The sequence below is a fragment of the Sphingopyxis sp. 550A genome, assembly GCF_053569535.1.
Genome location: NZ_CM131615.1, coordinates 3569364 through 3584977, shown reverse-complemented (window position 1 = coordinate 3584977; position 15614 = coordinate 3569364). Strand labels below are relative to the sequence as shown.

The 15614-nt window shown below is 69.1% G+C and carries 14 protein-coding genes; 6 read left to right on the top strand and 8 right to left on the bottom strand.

Annotated elements, in window-relative coordinates; genetic code table 11:
• Positions 1-13: 13 nt before the first annotated feature.
• The gene (locus ACVENA_RS17345) at positions 14-1192 is read left to right on the top strand and encodes a lipase family protein (protein WP_449326388.1); all 1179 of its coding nucleotides are present in this window, start codon (positions 14-16) and stop codon (positions 1190-1192) included.
• A gap of 83 nt (positions 1193-1275) precedes the next feature.
• Here the strand turns inward: ACVENA_RS17345 and ACVENA_RS17340 are convergent, their stop codons facing one another.
• Both ACVENA_RS17340 and ACVENA_RS17335 read right to left on the bottom strand, forming a co-directional pair.
• Complete coding sequence (locus ACVENA_RS17340; RefSeq protein ID WP_449326387.1) at positions 1276-2205, bottom strand: hypothetical protein; 930 nt, start codon at positions 2203-2205, stop codon at positions 1276-1278.
• A 94-nt stretch (positions 2206-2299) separates the two neighbouring features.
• Positions 2300-3574 carry a S8 family serine peptidase gene (locus ACVENA_RS17335; RefSeq protein WP_449326386.1) on the bottom strand — a complete coding sequence of 425 codons (1275 nt, stop codon included), beginning with the start codon at positions 3572-3574 and terminating at the stop codon, positions 2300-2302.
• Between the two features lie 123 nt (positions 3575-3697).
• Here ACVENA_RS17335 and ACVENA_RS17330 point away from each other — a divergent pair, with 123 nt between their 5' ends.
• Together ACVENA_RS17330 and ACVENA_RS17325 are read left to right on the top strand one after the other, a co-directional pair.
• Positions 3698-4186, top strand: a complete 489-nt coding sequence (locus ACVENA_RS17330) for an RNA polymerase sigma factor (protein WP_449326385.1) — start codon at positions 3698-3700, stop codon at positions 4184-4186.
• The gene (locus ACVENA_RS17325; RefSeq protein ID WP_449326384.1) at positions 4183-4878 is read left to right on the top strand and encodes an anti-sigma factor family protein; all 696 of its coding nucleotides are present in this window, start codon (positions 4183-4185) and stop codon (positions 4876-4878) included. Before ACVENA_RS17330 ends, ACVENA_RS17325 begins: the two co-directional genes overlap by 4 nt.
• Before the next feature lie 10 nt (positions 4879-4888).
• Here the strand turns inward: ACVENA_RS17325 and ACVENA_RS17320 are convergent, their stop codons facing one another.
• Genes ACVENA_RS17320 through ACVENA_RS17310 form a run of 3 tightly spaced genes read right to left on the bottom strand, consistent with a single transcriptional unit; the run spans position 4889 to position 8017 of the window.
• Positions 4889-6082 carry a cyanate transporter gene (locus ACVENA_RS17320; RefSeq protein ID WP_449326383.1) on the bottom strand — a complete coding sequence of 398 codons (1194 nt, stop codon included), beginning with the start codon at positions 6080-6082 and terminating at the stop codon, positions 4889-4891.
• Positions 6079-6549 carry a nucleoside deaminase gene (locus ACVENA_RS17315; RefSeq protein WP_449326382.1) on the bottom strand — a complete coding sequence of 157 codons (471 nt, stop codon included), beginning with the start codon at positions 6547-6549 and terminating at the stop codon, positions 6079-6081. Before ACVENA_RS17315 ends, ACVENA_RS17320 begins: the two co-directional genes overlap by 4 nt.
• Positions 6550-6562: 13 nt before the next feature.
• Complete coding sequence (locus ACVENA_RS17310) at positions 6563-8017, bottom strand: amidohydrolase family protein (protein WP_449326381.1); 1455 nt, start codon at positions 8015-8017, stop codon at positions 6563-6565.
• Positions 8018-8122: 105 nt separating this feature from the next.
• On the opposite strand from ACVENA_RS17310, the gene ACVENA_RS17305 reads away from it, so the two are divergent.
• Positions 8123-8989 (top strand): LysR family transcriptional regulator, encoded by an 867-nt coding sequence (locus tag ACVENA_RS17305; protein ID WP_449326380.1) that lies wholly within the window; start codon positions 8123-8125, stop codon positions 8987-8989.
• A gap of 721 nt (positions 8990-9710) precedes the next feature.
• Positions 9711-12086 (top strand): TonB-dependent receptor plug domain-containing protein, encoded by a 2376-nt coding sequence (locus tag ACVENA_RS17300; protein WP_449326379.1) that lies wholly within the window; start codon positions 9711-9713, stop codon positions 12084-12086.
• A 27-nt stretch (positions 12087-12113) separates the two neighbouring features.
• On the opposite strand, the gene ACVENA_RS17295 is transcribed toward ACVENA_RS17300, so the two are convergent.
• Genes ACVENA_RS17295 through ACVENA_RS17285 form a run of 3 tightly spaced genes read right to left on the bottom strand, consistent with a single transcriptional unit; the run spans position 12114 to position 14810 of the window.
• On the bottom strand, positions 12114-12932 hold the full coding sequence (locus ACVENA_RS17295; RefSeq protein ID WP_449326378.1) for an FkbM family methyltransferase: 819 nt from the start codon (positions 12930-12932) through the stop codon (positions 12114-12116).
• Positions 12929-14080 (bottom strand): hypothetical protein, encoded by a 1152-nt coding sequence (locus tag ACVENA_RS17290; protein WP_449326377.1) that lies wholly within the window; start codon positions 14078-14080, stop codon positions 12929-12931. Before ACVENA_RS17290 ends, ACVENA_RS17295 begins: the two co-directional genes overlap by 4 nt.
• 4 nt (positions 14081-14084) lie before the next feature.
• Positions 14085-14810: an HAD family hydrolase gene (locus tag ACVENA_RS17285; protein ID WP_449326376.1), complete on the bottom strand. Its 726-nt coding sequence runs from the start codon at positions 14808-14810 to the stop codon at positions 14085-14087.
• 125 nt (positions 14811-14935) lie between these two features.
• Here ACVENA_RS17285 and ACVENA_RS17280 point away from each other — a divergent pair, with 125 nt between their 5' ends.
• Entirely contained in the window at positions 14936-15613 is a 678-nt protein-coding gene (locus ACVENA_RS17280) for a response regulator transcription factor (RefSeq protein ID WP_257545417.1), read from the top strand.
• The last annotated feature ends 1 nt before the right edge of the window (position 15614 follow it).

The following is a 15614-nucleotide window of genomic DNA, read 5'->3' as shown; positions in this document are numbered from 1 at the left end:
AGGGAGAAAAGCGATGCCCAAATGGATGCGATCGGCGGCGGTCCTCGCCGCCTTCGGCCTCGCGGCGGGAACTTCCGCGCTGGCGGCAGAGGCACCTGCTGCGCAGGCGGCGCCCGCTCCCGTGGCGGGAACGCTGATCGAAAGCGCGCCGCTCGCGCCCGAGTTTGGCCTCGACGGTGCGGCGCAGGCCTTTGCGATCCGCTACGGCTCGACCGACGGCGTCACCGGCAGCGGCGCGGTGCCGGTGACCGGCGCGCTGTTCATCCCCAAGGGCACGCCGCCCGCGGGGGGCTGGCCGCTGATCGCCTGGGCGCATGGCACCGTCGGCATCGGCGACGATTGCGCGCCGTCGCGCAACCCGCGCTCGGCGCGCGACCGCACCTATCTCGATCATTGGCTGGGCGAGGGCTATGCCGTCGTCGCGACCGACTATCAGGGGCTGGGCGGGCCCGGACCGCACGCCTATCTCAACACCCGCGTCGAGGCATATTCGGTGCTCGATTCGGTGCGCGCCGTGCTCGGCGGTGACTTCGGCCTCGCGAACAAGGTGCTGCTCGTCGGCCAGTCGCAGGGCGCCGGCGCGGCCTTCGCCACCGCGGGTTATGCGGCGGACTATGCGCCCGACGTCAACCTGCGCGGGACGATCGCCACCGGCCTGCCCAACCTTGCCGTGGCGGGGGAAACGAGCCGCAGCGACGGCGACAAGCCCGACCGGCTGATCGCCTATCTGCTCTACATCGCTTCGGCGGCGCAGCAGATCGACCCCAGATATGATCCCGCCGCCGTGATCACCGAGCGCGCGATGCCGCTCTACCGGCAAGCCGCCGACACCTGTGTCGTCGATATGTTCAATGCGGTGGTCGAGGCCGGACTGACCCGCGCCAACAGCTTCAGGACCGACTTCTGGCACCATTATGCGCCGATGCTGACCTATGCCGGCTATCCGACGCTCCATATCGCGACGCCGGTGTTCATCGGCACCGGCGCCGAGGATGTCGACACGCCCGCGGCGATGCAGAAAACGGTCGTCGATGGCGCCTGCGCCGCGGGTTCGACGATCGAATGGCACGTCTATCCGGGGCTCGACCATTCGGGGACGGTCAACCGCTCCTTCACCGATTCGCGCCTGTTCGCGCAGCAGGTGATGGCGGGGAAACCCGTCGCCGGAACCTGTTCCGCCAAGGCGAGCTGAAAAGATCGCGCGGCAATCCGGAGCGGGCATAAGCCCCTCCGGATTGCTTGGCGTCGCCCGCGACGACGGGCGCGGCCCGTCAATCAGCGGTTGCGGTTATCGTTACGCTCTTCGCGACCGCCTTGCCGGGGAGCGGATTGGGCGGCGGTCTGGCCCGCGGTCTGGTCCTGCTGCTGGGCGGTGTCCTTGAGCTGGCCCTTGGTCATGCCGGTGACGAGCACGTCGCCCGACCCCGCGAAGCTGGCGGCGGGAAGCGTCGCGGTGCGGTTGCCGACCTCGACCGTGACCGCCTCGACGACGCCGCGCCCGGTCTGGCGCAGTTCCTGCACATAGCCGATCACCTTGCCGCGCGCATCGGTCACCGCCATGCCGGGCTCGACCGCGAACATGCCGCTGCTGCTGGCCGCGCCGCTACCGGCGGCAGCGAGCTGACCCAGCGCGCCCTGGAAGCTGCCCGCGGCCGAACCGGCGGCGCTGGTGCTGCCCGAGACGTTCGACAGCGTGCCGCCTGCCCGGTCGCGGACAGTCCCGACCGCACCGCGGGTCGTGCCGGTGACGGTCGATGTGGTGCTCTGGGCCGTGCCCTGAAGCGTGCCGGTGGCGCCCTGCGCGGTCTGGCCGACGAAATCGGTGCCGACCGCCTGCGCGTCGAGGCTGCCGCTTCCCGAGGCGCCGCCCGAGCCGTTGGCGCTTCCGCCGACGGCATGGCCGAGCAGATCGCCGTTGCCGCTCGCCGATCCCTTGCCGTTCGCGTCGGCGCTGCCCTTGCCATGCACGCGGCCCGAGCGGCGATCGACATTCGCTTCGCCGCGGCCCGAGCCGGTCAGATCGCCGGCGCTGCCGATCGTGCCGCCGATCGGGCCGGTCGGGTTGCCAAGCGTCCCGCCCAGCGTGCCGCCGAGGCCGCCGGTGAGGCCGCCGCTGCCGCCAAGCAACTGCGCCGCGGCGGGCGCCGAAAAGGCCATGGCCGACGCCGCGAGCGCGAGGGCCGAAATGAAAATGCGATGGGTCATTGTCCTGCTCCTGAGTCTGCGGCCCGGAGGGGGCGGGCCTGTGGAGAGAACGATGCGGGAGTCGATTTTCTTCCGAATAAATTCCGGCGGTGGGTCAGCGGCCGCCGCAGGTGCCGCAGATCAGGCCGTGACCATAGATTTTGTCGCGGCCCCTTTTGCCGAGATCGCGCGCCTCCATGACGAGGGCGGCGACGGCCGGACCGATGGCATCGATCGACGGCGCGGGATAGCGGAGCGCGAGTCGGCCCGCGACGAGCGGCGCCGCGAAGGAGGTGCCGCGCAGCCGATCGGTGCCTTGCGCGCCGGTCGCCGCCAGCACCGCATCGCCGGGCGCCGCGAAATCGACGTGCAGCGCGCGCCCTGCCTCGGGAAGCGCGCGGCCTTTCGCATCGACCCCCGTCACCGCGAAGACGCCGGGATAGGATGCCGGATAGGCAGGCGGCGCGGCGGGCCCGTCGTTGCCGACCGCCGCGACGATCAGCATCCCGCGCTGCCGCGCGCGGAGGACTGCCGCCGCCAGCAGCTTGTTGTCGGGTCCGACGAGGCTGATCGTCGTCACCGCCACGCCCCTTTCGACCAGCCAGCCCAGCGCGCGGGCGATCGCGCTCGCATTGCCGCCCGCGGGGTCGGTGCCATAGACATCGGCCGCGAGCAGCCGTCGCCCCGGCGCGGCCCCCCGCACCGGCCCGGTCCCGACGAGCAGCGAAGCGACCGCGGTCCCGTGGCGGCTCGCCGACGGCGCGCCCGTCGCAAAGCCGCGCTGTTCGACGCGTCCCGCGATCGACGGATGCGCGGCGACGCCGCCGTCGATCAGGCCGAGCGCCGCCGGACCTGCACCCGCGCTCGTCGCTGCCGCGAGCGCGGCGCGCGGCAACGCGCCGCCCGGCCCGCTGGCGAAATAGAGGTTGTCGACATCGATCTCGGCCGCGGGGAGCAGCTTTGCCAATTGCTTGCGCGCGCGGGCGAGGCTGCGTCCTTCCGGCACGCGAAAGCGCGCGATGTCGAGGTCGAGGCCCGCGATATGGTCGCGGTCGAGCAGCGCGAAGCCTTGCTGGCTCGCGCGCACGATCATCGCCGCGTCGATCCCGCTCGCGACGAGGACGCCGCGCACCGCGGGCTCGCCACGGTCGTCGAGTTCGATACTCTCGCGATGGCTGCGCAGCAGCGCGGTGATCCGGTCGAGCCGGAGCCCGGTCAGCCTGTCGGGCGCCGAAAGCAAAGGCTCGGCGTTCAGTTCGGGCAAGGGCGGCAGGGTGTGCGCCGGGTCGGGGATCTGGACCTGCGGCAAGGCAAGCTGCGCGTCCGCGCGTGGCCCGATCGCTGCGATCAGCAGGGAAAGCATTATCGGCAGGGCGACCCGGAGTTTCATCTCACCTCTCGCAAAAATCGCCCCCGGACGGAATGGGGGGCGCTTTCCCGGAAAAATTTAGCATGTCGCGGAAGAAACGATAGAAGGCCGTCGTTTCTTCCTCGGACAATCGAAAAGGCGATCATGCGCTTTGAAGAGGAACTGGTCGAGCTGCTGCCGCGTCTGCGCCGTTTCGCGCGCGGACTGGCGCGGAGCGCCAGCGACGCCGACGATCTGTGCCAGGCGGCGATCGAGCGCGCGCTGAAATCGCGCGAACAGTGGCAGGATGGAACGAGACTGGACAGCTGGATGTATCGTATCACCCGCAATCTCTGGATCGACGAGCGCCGCGCGGCCGGCCGGCGCGGCGTTCATAGTCCCATCGACGAGGCCGCGACGCAGGTCGCGGGCGACGGCGCCGCCGAGGTCGAGGCCGGCGCGCTGCGCGGCGATGTCGACGGCGCGATGGCGCGGCTCCCCGACGAACAGCGCGAGGTGGTGATGCTCGTCCTCGTCGAAGGCTATGCCTATCGCGAGGCGGCCGAGATATTGGAAGTGCCGATCGGGACCGTCACCTCGCGCCTCGCGCGCGGCCGCGAGACATTGATGCATTTGCTGGGAGAGGCGGCATGAGCTTCGATCCCGCCACCGTCGCCGCCTTCGTCGACGGCGAACTCGACGACCTGACGGCACGCCGGATCGCGCGCGAGGCCGAAAGCGATCCCGCGCTGGCGGCCGAGATTGCGCGCCACCGCGTGCTGAAGGCGAAGCTGACGGCGCATTTCGCGCCGGTTGCCGAAGAGGCGGTGCCCGAACGGCTTCGCGCGCTGTTGATGGACGCCAAGGTCGACACCAGCCTTGCCGGTCGCCGCGAAGCGAAGCGCGCGCGCTTTTCGCCGATCCATTGGGGGGCAATCGCGGCCTCGCTGGTGCTGGGCCTGACGCTGGGCCTGAGGCCGTGGCTGCCCGCCCCCGACGCGATCAGCGCGAACGGCACGCTGGTCGCCGCGGGACCGCTGGCCCGGGCGCTCGACACGCAACTCGCCTCGAACCAGCCCGCCGATGCCGAGGTGCGGATCGGCCTGAGTTTCCGGGACAAGCAGGGCCGCACCTGCCGCAGTTTCGAGGGGGCCGCGCTTTCGGGCATCGGATGCCGCGAGGACGGGCGCTGGACGCTCGAGCGCGCGCTGCGCGGGGAAGGCAGGCGAGACTATCGTCAGGCCTCCTCGGGCGCGCTGGCGGCCGATGTGGCGGCGATGCTGGCGGGCGATCCCTTCGATGCCGCCGCCGAACGCGCCGCGCGCGACCGCGGCTGGTCCGATTGAGCACCGCCTCCTAGAGAGTTGCCGGTCGCGGCCTTGGGGCTGTCGTCATGGCGCGGGCATAGCCGCCGGGCGCGAGCCGGGCGATCAGCATCGCGGCGACTGCCACGCAGCCGAGGTGGAGCAGCCAGCCGGCGACGAAGCCGCCGGTGCGGTCGTGCAACGCGGCGACGATCCACGGCGGCAGCGCGGCGAGCAGGAAGCCGCCGCCCTGCATCAGCGCCGACAGCGCGCCGGCTTCGGCCGCGTCCGCCAGATGATCGAGCGCGACGATCATCATCAGCGCGAAGCACCCGCCGAGCCCGGCGCCGAGCAGGATCGCGATGACGAGCGGCGCGGCCTGCGGCGCGAAGGCCAGCCCGGCGAAACCCGCGGCCTGCATTGCGAGCGTCAGCGCCAGCCAGCCGCGCCGGTCGGTCCGTCCGCGCGCCGCGATCGGCAGCAGCAGCGCCGCCGCCGCCTGCGCGATCGCCAGCACCGCGAGCAGGCCGCCGCTGGCGGCGACGCCGCGCCCCTGATCCTGATAATAGGGGGCGAGCCAGGCGACCGACGAGGCATAGCCGCCGTTGACCAGCCCGAAGCAGGCCATCAGCAGCCAGGTGCGCGGGCGGCGGAGCAGCACGCCCATGCTCGCGCGCGCCGCTGGCAGCGCTTCGTCGCGCGGCAGGCGCGCCGCCAGCGCGAGCGCCGCTACCGCCGGTGCGGCGAACAGGGCAAGGCCGGCGCGCCAGCTTCCGGTCGCCTCCGCGAGGAGCGGGGCCGCCTGCGCGCCGAGCGCGCCGCCGCCCATCAGCATCGCCGAATAGAGGCCCATGACGATCGCCACGCGCCGCGGAAAGTCGCGCTTGATGACGCCAGGCAGCACCGCCTGAACGACCGCGACGCCGAGCCCGCAGAGGATCGCGGTGCCGAGCAGCAGCGTGCCGCTCGCTGCGAACAGGCGGAGGAAAGAGCCGAGCGCGAGCAGCGCCAGCGCCAGCACGACCAGCCGTCGCGGCGCGATCCTGCGCTGGAGCAGCGGTCCGGCGAAGGCACCGATCCCCATCAGCAGCATCGGCAGCAGGGTCAGCAGCGCCATATCCTGCAACCCCAGTCCGGTCGCCGCGCCGATTGCCCCCGTAAGCGGCCCGATCCCGGTCAGGAAGGGTCGGAGGTTGAGGCCGATCAGCGCGATTGCCGCGAGCGGGAGCAGGCGGGCGGATTTCATCCCGCCTTCGCCTGCTGGTTTCGCGCCCAGTTGGCGTAAAGGGCGGGTTCGCCCTGCGGGACGTGGCGGATCGTCATCGTCTGTTCGGCGAAGGGCTTGGCGAGGTCCGCATAAATTGTGGCGGTCGACAGGCCATAGGGTGCGCCGTCCTCGTTCGAATAGGCATAGGTGACCGCGCCGATGCCCGACAAGCGCATCGCCGCCAGGCACATCGGGCAGGGATGCCCGCTCGCGAAGACCGCGCAGCCGCGAAGGTCGGGCGAGCCGATCGCGCGGCTCGCGGCGCGGAGCGCGCCGAGTTCGGCGTGCGCGGTCGGATCGCCGGTCGCGAGAATCTCGTTGACTCCGGTTGCGATCACCGCGCCGTCCCTGACCACCACGGCGCCGAAGGGGCGGCCGCCGCGGTCGGCGTTGGCGCGCGCGAGGGTGATCGCTTCGGCGAGGAAACGTTCGGTATCGTCCATCATCGGGCCTTTCTGCCTATTTTGCCGCCGCGGCGTTCCACGCCGCGACCCTGGCGCGCGTGTCGGCGAGCATCTTGTCGAGCGCCGCGCGGTCATAGGCGGCGCCGCGCAGCACTACCGTGCGGATCGCGCGCGTCGCACTGATATCGTCGAGCGGGTTGCGGTCGAGCAGCACGAGGTCGGCGGCCTTGCCCGCCTCGACCGCGCCATAATGGTCGAGCTTGCCGAACCAGGCGGGGCCGGCGCGCGTCGCGGAGGCGAGCGCCTGCGCGGGCGTCAGCCCCTTGTCGACGAAGATGCCGAGCTCCTGATGCAGCGCGATGCCGGGATAGTTGAACGAATTGAGGAAACCCGCGTCGGTTCCCGCCATGATCGTCACGCCCGCCTTTTGCAGCATCGGCAGCACCGATGCCTCATGCTCATATTCGGCGTGGCGCGCGGCGATGGCGGCGGCGTCGGCCTTTGCGGCGCGATCGATGCGCCACTGATAGGTTGCGCGGAGGCCGGGCCCGATCAGGCCGAGATAATCGTCGTTCTTGTGATCGTCCCGGTCGAGATAAGCGATGACGCGGCTGCCGTTCAGCGTCGGGGTGACGAACACGCCCTTCGCCGCGAGCTTGCGATAGGCCGCCATCGCGGTGTCGGGGTCGAAGCCCGCGTCGATGCGGCGATAGGCCTCGGCCCGGTCTATGCGTCCGGCGGCGAAATCGGCGGCGATCGTCGCCTCGTCCTTCACCCCGGCCTTATAGGCATAGCCGATATGCTCGATCGAGCTGATCCCGGCGTCGACTGCCTGATCGACGGTGAGCGCGAGCGGGATATGGCCCGACACGCGCAGCCCCGCCGCGCGCACCTTGCGGATCGCGTAGAGGAAAAGGTCGGGCTTCATCGTGCTGTCGGTGATCTTGACGAAATCGACGCCAAGGCCGGTCAGCTTGGTGACCGCCGCATCGACATCGGCCTCCGACCCGGTTTCGATCGTGCCCTTCCAGATCGGCTTGATACCCTCGATCTTGGGGCCCGAGCTCAGCAGGGTCGGGCCGAACAGCTTGCCGCTCGCAATCTCGCCGCGCCATGCCAGCACGTCGTCCGGCAGGTCGCCCGAGGCGTCGCGCACCGTCGTGATGCCGTGCGCGACATAGAGCGGTAGTAGCGCCTTATTCTCCTCGACCAGCGCCGGGCCGCCGCCGAAATGGACGTGCATGTCCCACAGGCCGGGGATCAGGAAGCGGCCCCCGCCATCGATCGTCCGTCCGGCAGTCCACGCCTTCGCGACCTGGGCGTCGCCGCCGACCGCGACGATCACGTCGCCTTTGGTCGCGACCGCCTGGTCGGCGATCAGCCGCGCCCCCGCGACGTCGACGATCGTCGCGTGGCGGATGATGAGGTCGGCGCGCTCCTTCGCGGCGGCGGCGGTGGACAGGGGCAGCAGGGCGAGACCCGCGAGAAGGACGGATACCAGCTTCTTCATGACGTCGATTCCCGGTTGTTGAACGATGCAGCCCAGATAAGGCTTCGGCGCATCATTCTCCAATGAGATGTTTAAATGCATATCATTCAGATTTAAGATGATGCCATGTTCGATCCGCGCCTCCTCTGCGCCTTCGTCGCGATCGCCGACACCGGCAGCTTCACGCAGGCGGCCGAGCGGCTCCACAGCACCCAGTCGACGATCAGCCAGCAGCTCGCACGGCTCGAACAGGCGGTCGGGCAGGGGCTGATCGACCGCGCGGCGCGGCCGGTTCGCGTCACCGCGCCGGGCGAACGGTTGCTCGGTTATGCGCGCCGCATCCTGGCGCTGCAGCAGGAGGCGGAGACGCTGCTCGCCGATCGCGCCGGCACCGCGGCGATCCGCATCGGCGTTCCCGAGGATATCGTCACCCTGCCGATGAGCGAGATTTTCGCGCGCTTCGCCGAACGGCATCGCGAAGTGCGCCTCGACGTCACCACCGGACTCAGCCGCGATCTCGACCGCCGTTTTCGCGCGGGCGAGTTCGACATCGTCGTCGTCAAGGAAGCCGCCGCGAGCCCCGACCATCGCGCGACCTTTCCCGAGGCGATGGCCTGGTTCGAGAGCGCGGAGCGCGCGCGGCCGTGGACCGATCCAGTCCCGCTCGTGACCTTTCCGCCGGGTGGCCTCTATCGCGAGGCGATGTTCGAGCGCGTCGACCGCGCCCGCCGCCATTGGTATGTCGCCTTCACTGCGACCAGCCTCGCCAGCGTCCGCACCGCGGTCGCGGCCGGGCTCGGCCTGTCGCTTCTCCCCCGCGCCGCGGCCGAAGGGTGCGGGATACGGCCCTATGCCGGGTTCGGCGAGGCGGCGGCGATGGCGGTCTCGGTCTATTCGTGGGAGGATGCGGGCGAGATCGGCCTGCTGCTCGGCCATATCAAGGCGGTGTTGCAGGCCCGCTACGAGGCGTATCGCGCGCCCTTCGGGATATGAGCGAGCGGATTGCGGGAGGAACGATTCAAGCCGAAACGCACCGCCCGAAAGAATTTCTTCGCTTGACGATTCCTAAATCAATCTTTTAAGTTGAATTTGTCGCTCGAAGCTGGTCGGGACGGGCGACGGGCTCTCCCGCCTTCTCTCCTCGACCCGCGGCTTTTGACCGGGAAGCAGCTTGCTCCGCGTTACCAACGGCTAAAGCGCGTGATGCTCGGGCGACGGCGCCAGGCATTGCGTTCCCCCAGCAGGGGTATTGCGATGCGCATGTGTAGCAGCAGGTCTTGAACCGATGCCGATCGGGTCCGGTGCTTTTCGCCGGCCCGTCCTTCTTTGCGTCGTGCCCCGCCCTGGCGGAAGCGCGGCTTTGGTCCGGCGCCGCTAGCCAAATGCGCGCGCCGGCGACAGGTGAATCCATGCCTTTACTGACTCCATCCGATCTGTCGGATCTCGCCCGCTATCCCGCGTCCCTGCGCAGCGCCGCCCGCGCGCTGTGGGGAGGCGGGCTGGCGACCGCGCGCAGCGGCCCGGCGCCGCGCCCACCCGAAAACTCGCGACTTTATCGAAAATGAAAGAATTTTTTCCGTTTCAATAAGAAATCTTCTTCGCACAGGGCGGCTTTGCTCTGTTACAGGTGAAACGAAACGCTTTGCCGCGTGCATCCCAGGCGACCGGGCAGGCCGCCGGGTTGATTATAATAGCAAGACCAGGAGGACTGATCATGATCCCTTTCCGTACCATGGCGACCAGCGCCATCGCTCTCGCGGCCATCGCCGCCTTTCCGGTGCAGGCGCAGGATGCGCCTGACGCGGCCGATGCCGCGAGCAACGGCGACGAGATCATCGTCACCGGCACGCGCGCGGCCGGGCGGTCGCGCCTCGACTCGCCGGCGCCGGTCGACGTGCTGAACGGCGAGACGCTACGCCGTCAGGGATCGACCGAAGTCGGGCAGGCGCTGGCGACCGTCGCGCCGTCGATCGACTTCAAGCGCTCCTCGGCGGTCGACGGCACCGACGCGATCCGCCCCGCGACGCTGCGCGGGCTGTCGCCCGACCAGACGCTGGTGCTGATCAACGGCACCCGCGCCCACACGTCGGCCCTGCTCAACGTCAACGGCAGCGTCGGGCGCGGCTCGGCGGCGGTCGACCTCAACACCATCCCCACCGTGGCGCTCGACCGCATCGAGGTGCTGCGCGACGGCGCTTCGGCGCAATATGGGTCGGACGCGATCGCGGGCGTCATCAACCTGCGCCTGCGCGAAGCGCGCGAAGGCGGCGGCGTGTCGGCGACCTATGGCATCTATGCCACCGACATCGACACCGCGCGCGGCCATCGCAGCGTGACCGGCGAACCCGTTCTGACCGTATCGGGCTGGCAGGGCATCGGCTTCGGTAACGACGGCTATCTCACCATTTCGGGCGAATATGTCGACCGCAAGCCGACGAGCCGCGGCGATTTCGACCCGCGCGTGACGCCGAACCGCGTAACCAGCCGCTTCGGCGATCCCGAGGTCGAACAGGCGACGGTCTTCGCCAACGCCGGGGTCAACGTCACCGAGGCTCTGCAGCTCTACGGCTGGGTCGGCTATCAGGACCGCGACAGCAAGAGCGCGGCCTTTCCGCGTCTCGCCACCACGGCCGCGGCGAACGGCGTCGGTAGCATCTGGCCCGACGGTTTCCTGCCGCTGATCAACACCAAGTCGCGCAACCTGACGAGCGCGGTGGGCCTGCGCGGAGACGTCGGCGAATGGAATGTCGATCTCAACCTCAGCTACGGCCGCAACCGCATCGCTTTCCGCACGCTCGATTCGGCGAACTACAGCCTCGGCGCCGCCTCGCCGACCGAATTCTATGACGGCGCGGTTACCTATGACCAGTGGATCGGCGGCCTCGACGTGTCGCGCAAGTTCGACATCTTCCACTCGCTGAACCTGGCCTTCGGCGCCGAGTGGCGGCGCGAGGGCTACAAGATCGCGGCGGGTGAGCTCAATTCCTATACCGGCAGCGGCGCCCAGGGCTTTCCGGGCTTTGCGCCGATCAACGCGGTCGATGCGCACCGCCGCAACATCAGCGGCTATATCGATATCGAGGCCGAGCTGACGTCGCGCTTCCTCGTCGCGGTTGCGGGCCGGGTCGAGGATTATTCGGACTTCGGCTCGACCGCCAACGGCAAGATATCGGCGCGCTTCGATGCGACCGACTGGTTCGCGCTGCGCGGCACCGCCTCGACCGGCTTCCGCGCGCCGTCGCTGCAGCAGCAATATTATACTTCGATCACCTCGGTGGTGGTCGATGGCGACGTACTGCTGACCGGTCATTATCCGCCGACGAACATCGTCGCCGAAAAGCTGGGCGGCCTGCCGCTCGAGCCCGAGAAGTCGACCAACTTCTCGCTCGGCGGGGTGATCCACAGCGGTCCGTTCAGCCTGACCGTCGACGCCTATCAGATCAAGATCCGCAACCAGATCGCACTGTCGGAAAATATCCAGGCGGCGTTCAGCCAGCAGGTCGCGGACATCCTCGATCCGCTTGGCGTTCAGGCGGCGCGCTTCTTCATCAATGGGGTGCGTTCGAAGACGAAGGGCATCGACGTCGTCGCCAATTACAAGGCGCGGAGCGAGAATCTCGGCACGTTCGACTTCACGCTGGCGGCGAACTTCAACGACGTCGATGTGACGCGGGTGCCGACTTCGACCTCGACGCTCGATCCGGCGCCGCCGCTGCTCGGCCGCAATCGCATCTTCACGCTGGAGGAAGGGACGCCGCGCACGAAGATCACCGGGGCGATCGACTGGTCGGGCGACCTGCTCGGCGCCACGCTGCGTACGACCTATTATGGTCAGGTCAACCAGCCCGGTACGGCAGCCGACGGGTCGGCGGATATCTTGACCGGAAAGCATGTGATCACCGACCTCGAGTTGCGCTACCAGCCCGTCAAGGGGGCGCAGGTCGCGATCGGTGCGAACAATCTGTTCGACGTCTATCCCGACGCGACGCCCGCCGCGCTCAACTCGACCGGGGTCGTCGGTTTCCCCTATTATTCGCCGTTCGGCTTCAACGGCCGCTATCTCTACGCGCGGGTCGGCCTGACCTGGTAAGCGCGGCCGCGAACCGCGGGTCCGGCCCTATTCGGGGGCCGGACCCGCTTCGCTGCGTTCGGCCAGAACGTCGTAGTGGCGGCCGATCCCGAAGCGGGTGAGGCGGTCGAAGCCGGCGCCGCCGAGGCGGCGCGCGATCGCGGCCCCGTCGGTCCAGCGTTCGTCGACCTCATAGAAGATCGCGGCGATCCGGCCGAGATGCGTCGACGCCATCAGCGCCTCGATCACCGTTTCCTCATGCCCCTCGACGTCGATCTTGACGATCAGCGGCCCTTTGCCACCGATCAGGGCGCCGTCGATCAGCGCGTCGACCCCCGCGATGCCGAGGATGCGAATCTCCTCGCCTTCCGCTGTGCCCGTGTCGCGCAGGCTGGCGGTGCCGCTGTGCGCGCGGTCGGTGGCGATGCGCGCGATGCCCGACTGGAGCGAAACCGCGGCATGGACCGGCTTGATCGTCGCGCCCAGCGCGTTGAGCGCGATATTGTCGCGCAGCAGGGCAAGGGTCGCGGCGACGGGCTCGAACGCGACCACCGCCTTGCAATGCGGATTCTGCGCGGCGAGCAGGCTGTAGAGACCCTGGTTGGCGCCGATATCGATGAAGGAGAAGGCATGATCCTGTGCCGCGAGATAATCCGACAGGGCGCGGCCATAGGTCGCATAATGGCAATAGCGGAAGGTGCGGTCCTCCCAATTGGCGCGCATCCGCACACCGTAGCGCGAGGTCACGACGCCGCCCTCGGGGCGGCGCGACAGCCGGGCAAACAGATTCGCGCGCAGCTTCGCCAGCGTCTTTGCGACGCCGTAATCGAGGAAGGCGGCGAGGCGCGAAGGGGCGGCGGCGGTCATGCGCGCGCCATGAAATCGAGGATCGCCTCGGCCGCCCGCTCGGACGAGGGGCGGTCCTGAAGGTCGAAGCTGTAGCGGAAGATAGCCTCCTGCCGCGCGCGCATCGCCGGGGTCAGGCACGGCGTTTCGGCGAACGCCGCGTCGAGCTCGCTCATTCTGCCGAGCACGGTGCCGGCGCGCCAGTGCGCGAAGTCGGGATCGCCCTGCCACGCGAGCTCGCGCGGGTTGAGGAAGAAACAAGGGCGCGGCCGACGTATGAATTCATAGACCTGGCTGCTCGCATCGCCGAGGTAGATGTCGGCGGCGTCGGTATAGGTCATGTCGAGGCTGGCAGCGCTGCCGGTGTCGATCAGCATATGGTCGTGCTCATAATGTTCGGCGCGTGGGCCGAGGTTCCAGCCGAGCGCGAAGGGGGAAAGCGACGCGGTGATGCGCTTCTTGAACAGCATCACATGCGGCGCGAAGATGAGGTTGTAGCGGTCGCTTTTCGCGAACCAGTCGAGGATCGCCGGTCCCATGCGATACCAGGACGACAGCGCGGGCGAGGGGTGCGGGTTGTAGAGCACCGTCGGCCGGTCCTTGGGGAAGAGGCGCGGATGGCTGGGCGGCGCGAGGTCGAATTTGGGGTAGCCGACGATCGCATGGCCGTTTGCCTTCAGCAGGTCGGCCTCGGCCAGCCGGTCGCGGATCTTTTCGCCCGACAGCAGGACGAGGTCGAATTTCCCGCTCGCCTTGTCGAAACCGATCGCGCGGTCGCCCGCGCCGTGGCGGGTGTGGACGAGCTTCAGCGATTTGAGGCCGAACAGCGACTTCAGGAGGAGCGAGGTTTTTTCGGGGACGACGAGCGCGTCGAGGGTGCGGAAGCGGTCGAGATTGCGGCGGAGCGTCGAGACGATGTCGGTGGGAAGCGCGCGGCCGCTGGCGCGGTTGGCGGCGCGGGCGAGCGTCGACGGCGGCCGCAGCCGGATGATGTCGGGCGACGCGCCCGGCGCGGCGGCCGCGAGCCGGCGGACCTCGCCCTCGCAGCCTTCGGAGACGAGGATGCTGACGCGCGCATTGGTGCCGCGACCGAGCAGCGCCAGCGCCACCGGCAGCGCGTGCGCAACCTGGTGCGCGCCGTGATGGTTGAAGAGAAAGCCGATATGCACCGCGTCACCGCCGCCAGTCGAGGATCGGCCAGCCGCGCGCTTCGGCCACGCCGCGCAGTTTCGCCGACGGATTGACCGCGATCGCTTCGTCGGCGAAGCCGAACATCGGCAGGTCGGAAATATGGTCCGAATAGAAACGGATATGCGCTCGCTCGCGGGCAATCCCGGCGCGGTCCAGAAAGGCCGCGACCCGGTGCCGCTTGTCGCCGCCATAGCAGTTTGCCGAACCGATCGCGGGGGTCAGGCAGCCGTCCCGCCACGTCGAGTCGGTCGCGATCACGTCGGCGATCCCCAGCCTGCGGGCGAGCGCTGCGGTATAGAAATGCGGTGCGGCGGTCGCGATGACGACGCGGCGCCCCGCCGCGCGCTCGGCGTCGATCAGCGCGAGACCCTCTGCATAGAGACCGCGGGCGACGAGGCGGCGCGCGAAGCGGTCGGCCAGTCGCGCGGCGTCGCGCTCGGCAAGCCTTTGCCCGAGCGCGGCGCGGTGCATCGCCTGTTTCATCGTCCGGCGCGGGACGAGCCTCAACGCGTAGAGAATAGCGACCGGCAGCAGCAGCGGGAGCAGCAGGATGCGCCACGGCGCGCGGGTGCGGATCGCGAAGAGCAGGAAGGGGGTGTAGGTGGGCAGAATGGTCAGCGTGCGGTCGAGGTCGAAGATCGACAGCATCGCCTTCGCCGGCACCGGAGGTGCCGCCGCATATTCAGCCTGGCGCTTCGCCTTTGCCATCGTCTGCTCCTTCCCCCAAGGAAATGGCAGCGCAGCCTGACGCCCGGATGGGGCGAAGATTTGATTTTCGACATGTTCGGTGGCCGGGTGGCGGCCCGGCCGTCGAGCCGGTATCGAGAGGGCCTATGCATATATTGGTGATCGAGGACGATGCCCGCGTCGCGGAGCATATCGGCAAGGGGCTGACCGCCGCCGGGCATCTCGTCGATGTCGAGGGCGACGGCCGGTCGGGGCTGCTCCGCGCGGCGTCCGAAAGCTATGACCTGATCGTCGTCGATCGCATGTTGCCGCACGTCGACGGGCTGACGATCGTCCAGACGATCCGCGCGACCGGCGATACGACGCCGGTGCTGTTCCTGAGCGCGCTCGGCGAGGTCGACGAGCGTGTGGCGGGGCTGCGCGCGGGCGGCGACGATTATCTGACCAAGCCCTTCGCCATGTCCGAACTGCTCGCGCGCATCGACGTGCTGAGTCGCCGCGGCCCGGCACTGTCCGCCGAGACGAAACTTTGCGTCGGCGATCTCGACATCGATCTGCTCGGCCAGCAGGTGCGGCGGCAGGGGGCGGTGATCGACCTCACCGCGCGCGAATATCGCATCCTGACCTATCTGGCCCGCAACCAGGGCCGGGTCGTCACCCGCTCGATGCTGCTCGAGCATGTGTGGGATTATCATTTCGATCCGCAGACCAACATCATCGACCAGCATGTCAGCCGCCTGCGGCAAAAGGTCGACAAGGGGTTCGGCCGGACGCTCATCCACACGGTGCGCGGCACCGGCTATGTTATGCGGGCGGAAGGATGAG